This is a genomic window from Selenihalanaerobacter shriftii (assembly GCF_900167185.1).
In the GTDB taxonomy this organism is placed as follows: Bacteria; Bacillota; Halanaerobiia; order Halobacteroidales; family Acetohalobiaceae; genus Selenihalanaerobacter; species Selenihalanaerobacter shriftii.
Window position 1 is genome coordinate 1 of the sequence record NZ_FUWM01000047.1, and the last position, 3,033, is coordinate 3,033.

Annotated in this window: 3 protein-coding genes and 1 pseudogene; all 4 read left to right on the forward strand. The window is 34.3% G+C overall.

From position 1 onward, the window contains the following. Positions 1–360: 360 nt before the first annotated feature. Positions 361–1,872 carry a sodium-dependent transporter gene (locus B5D41_RS13860; protein WP_078811214.1) on the forward strand — a complete coding sequence of 504 codons (1,512 nt, stop codon included), beginning with the start codon at positions 361–363 and terminating at the stop codon, positions 1,870–1,872. A 2-nt stretch (positions 1,873–1,874) separates the two neighbouring features. Next, positions 1,875–1,970, forward strand: coding sequence for a MetS family NSS transporter small subunit (locus B5D41_RS14040; RefSeq protein ID WP_143555743.1), 96 nt, complete (start codon positions 1,875–1,877; stop codon positions 1,968–1,970). Positions 1,971–2,169: 199 nt separating this feature from the next. Beyond that, positions 2,170–2,373, forward strand: a complete 204-nt coding sequence (locus B5D41_RS13865) for a 4Fe-4S binding protein (RefSeq protein WP_078811215.1) — start codon at positions 2,170–2,172, stop codon at positions 2,371–2,373. 42 nt (positions 2,374–2,415) lie between these two features. Further along, positions 2,416–3,033, forward strand: a pseudogene (locus B5D41_RS13870) (3-methyl-2-oxobutanoate dehydrogenase subunit beta); the annotation flags it as partial.

The following is a 3,033-nucleotide window of genomic DNA, read 5'->3' on the forward strand; positions in this document are numbered from 1 at the left end:
AGTAATGGAAGCTTTAGAAAATGTATTACCAGAACATAGACATAATCTTTTACCGCTAAATGAAAAAGCGCTACAAAGAGGTAAAGAAGTAGTAGTAGGATAATTCATTAGATGATTTATTCCTCAGAACAGTTTAAACTGTTCTGAGGAATTTTTTATATTTGACAAATTCAGATATTATATTGTATTATTATTAGGTATATAACTTACATATATAAGTCACTTATATTATTACATGAAAGGGGGGGGAGACCGTTTTTACTAAAAAGTAAAAAAAGAAGAGAAAAGATGAGATAAGAGATTAGGTAGTAGTAAAAGTATTTTAGAAATTATATTATTTGAATAAGGAGTGGAGTAGAAATGGCAACAGATAATAATGATGCCCAATGGGGATCAAGACTAGGGTTTATTCTAGCAGCTATAGGGTCAGCTGTAGGGTTAGGCAACATATGGAGATTTAGTTATATGGTTTATGATAATGGGGGAGGAGCATATTTAATTCCATACTTTTTTGCTCTATTAACGGCAGGAATTCCTCTATTGATTTTAGAGTTTAGTTTCGGAAATAAGATGAGAGGATCGGCACCATTTTCATTTGCAAAGATGAGTGAAAAATGGGAATGGTTAGGCTGGTGGCCTTCACTAGTCTCATTTATAATTACAACTTACTATGCAGTAATTATTGGTTGGAGTTTAAATTATGTTGTTTATGCATTTGGAAGAGTTTGGGGAGATAATCCAGAAGGATTCTTTTATAATAGTCATTTACAGTTAACAGAGGGTATTTCACAATTAGGTGGAATAAATTGGACTGTTTTATTAGGAGTATTAGCAGTTTGGTTGATTAATTATTTTATTTTATATAAAGGGGTACAAGAAGGGATTGAAAAAGCATCAAAAATATTCATGCCTTTATTGGCTTTATTTATGTTAATTATCACAGTTAGAGGTGTTACTTTGCCTGGTGCTTTAGCTGGTGTTAATAAGTTTTTGGAACCTGATTTTAGTGCTTTATTAGATGTTAAGATTTGGTTAGCAGCTTATGGACAGATATTCTTTACTTTAAGTGTTGGTTTCGCGATTATGATTACCTATTCTAGTTATTTGCCGAAGGATTCAGATATAGTGAATAATGCTTTTATTACAGCTTTGGCTAATTGTGGTTTTAGTTTTATTGTAGGAATTGGAGTATTTGGAATCTTAGGTTATATGGCAGCACAGACTGGACAGCCTATTTCTGAAGTAGTGACTCAAGGTATAGGATTAGCTTTTATAGCTTTCCCTAAAGCTATTAATATGTTACCAGCATTCCAGAGTTTATTTGCTATTATTTTCTTTTTGGCATTGACTATTGCAGGTTTCTCTTCGAGTATATCATTAATTGAGGCTTTTGTGGCATCAGTTAGAGACAAATTTGATATTGAGCGAAAGAAAGCAGTTTCTATTGTTTGTTTACTTGGTTTTGTAGGTAGTTTAATCTTTACTACTGGAGCTGGATTATACTTTTTAGATATTGTAGACCATTTTGTTAATCAATTTGGAATTGCATTAATTGGATTAGTTGAATGTGTGATCTTAGGTTGGCTTTACAAGACTAGTACACTTAGAAATTATGCTAATCAACGTTCTGATTTCTTAATTGGAAACTGGTGGGACATTATGATTAAGTTTGTGACACCTCTAATTTTAGGTTATATGTTTGTACAAAATACTATTTTAGAGTTATCTAAACCTTATGGTGGATATGAATTAAATGCGCTTCTTAAATTTGGTTGGGGTGTTGCTGCTGCCATGTTAATTTTAGGTATTGCACTGAGTTTTACTAAGTGGAATGGAAGAAAAGAAGACCTATTATCTAGGGAGGTGTCTTAATTATGTCTACTGGTGCATTAATGATGTTAATATTTGGTTCAATAATTCTATATGGTGGTTTAGGCGTTTGCCTTAAGATTGCTATGAAAAAGAAATAAGATTATATAAAGTCTTGTTGAGAATAAATTCTTAACAAGACTTTTTAAATTTAAATAATTATAATTAAAACCCATACTGATAAAGTGGTACAATTATAAAAAAGATTGACATTTAGCAGGGAAAAGAGGTTGTTTTCTGGAAGTACATAGACAGAAAAATTGTAGAGGTAGTAGTAAAGAAGAGAGAAGGAGGTCTAAGATGGCTGAGGTAAAATTCAGTCAGGATAGATGTAAAGGATGTGAATTATGTACTACTGTTTGCCCTAAGGATATAGTAGTCATGGCTGACGAGATTAATATCAAGGGATTCCATCCGGCCGCAGTTACTGATGTAGATGAATGTATAGCTTGTGGTTTTTGTGCTAATATCTGTCCTGATGTAGTTATCGAAGTATTTAAGTAGAAATGGTTCAATGACTCAATAGAGTATGGAGGAGGTAGTATAATGAGTGAAAAAGTGTTGATGAAAGGAAATGAAGCAATTGGGGAAGCAGCCATTCAAGCTGGATGCAGGTATTTCTTTGGGTATCCAATTACACCTCAGAATGAAGTGCCTGCTTATATGGCTAGAAAGTTACCAAAAGTAGATGGCGTATTCTTACAAGCAGAGAGTGAAGTGGCAGCTATTAATATGGTCTATGGTGCTGCCGGAGCTGGAGCTAGAGTCTTGACTTCATCTTCTAGCCCAGGCATTAGTTTAAAAGCTGAAGGAATTTCATATGTTGCTGGGGCTGAATTGCCAGCAGTCATTGTAAATATAGTCCGGGGAGGACCAGGTTTAGGTGGAATTCAACCGGCTCAGTCCGATTATTTTCAAGCTACTAAAGGTGGTGGACATGGAGATTATAAATTAGTAGTTTTAGCACCGTCTTCTGTCCAGGAAGCTGTGGATTTAACTATGGAGGCTTTCGATATTGCTGATAGATATCGAACTCCAGTTATGGTTATCGGTGATGGAATCATCGGTCAGATGATGGAACCAGTAGAATTTAAAGATATTGGGGCTGATGACTTACCAGAAAAGGATTGGATTACCGACGGAGCTAAAGGTAGAGAGAAGAAT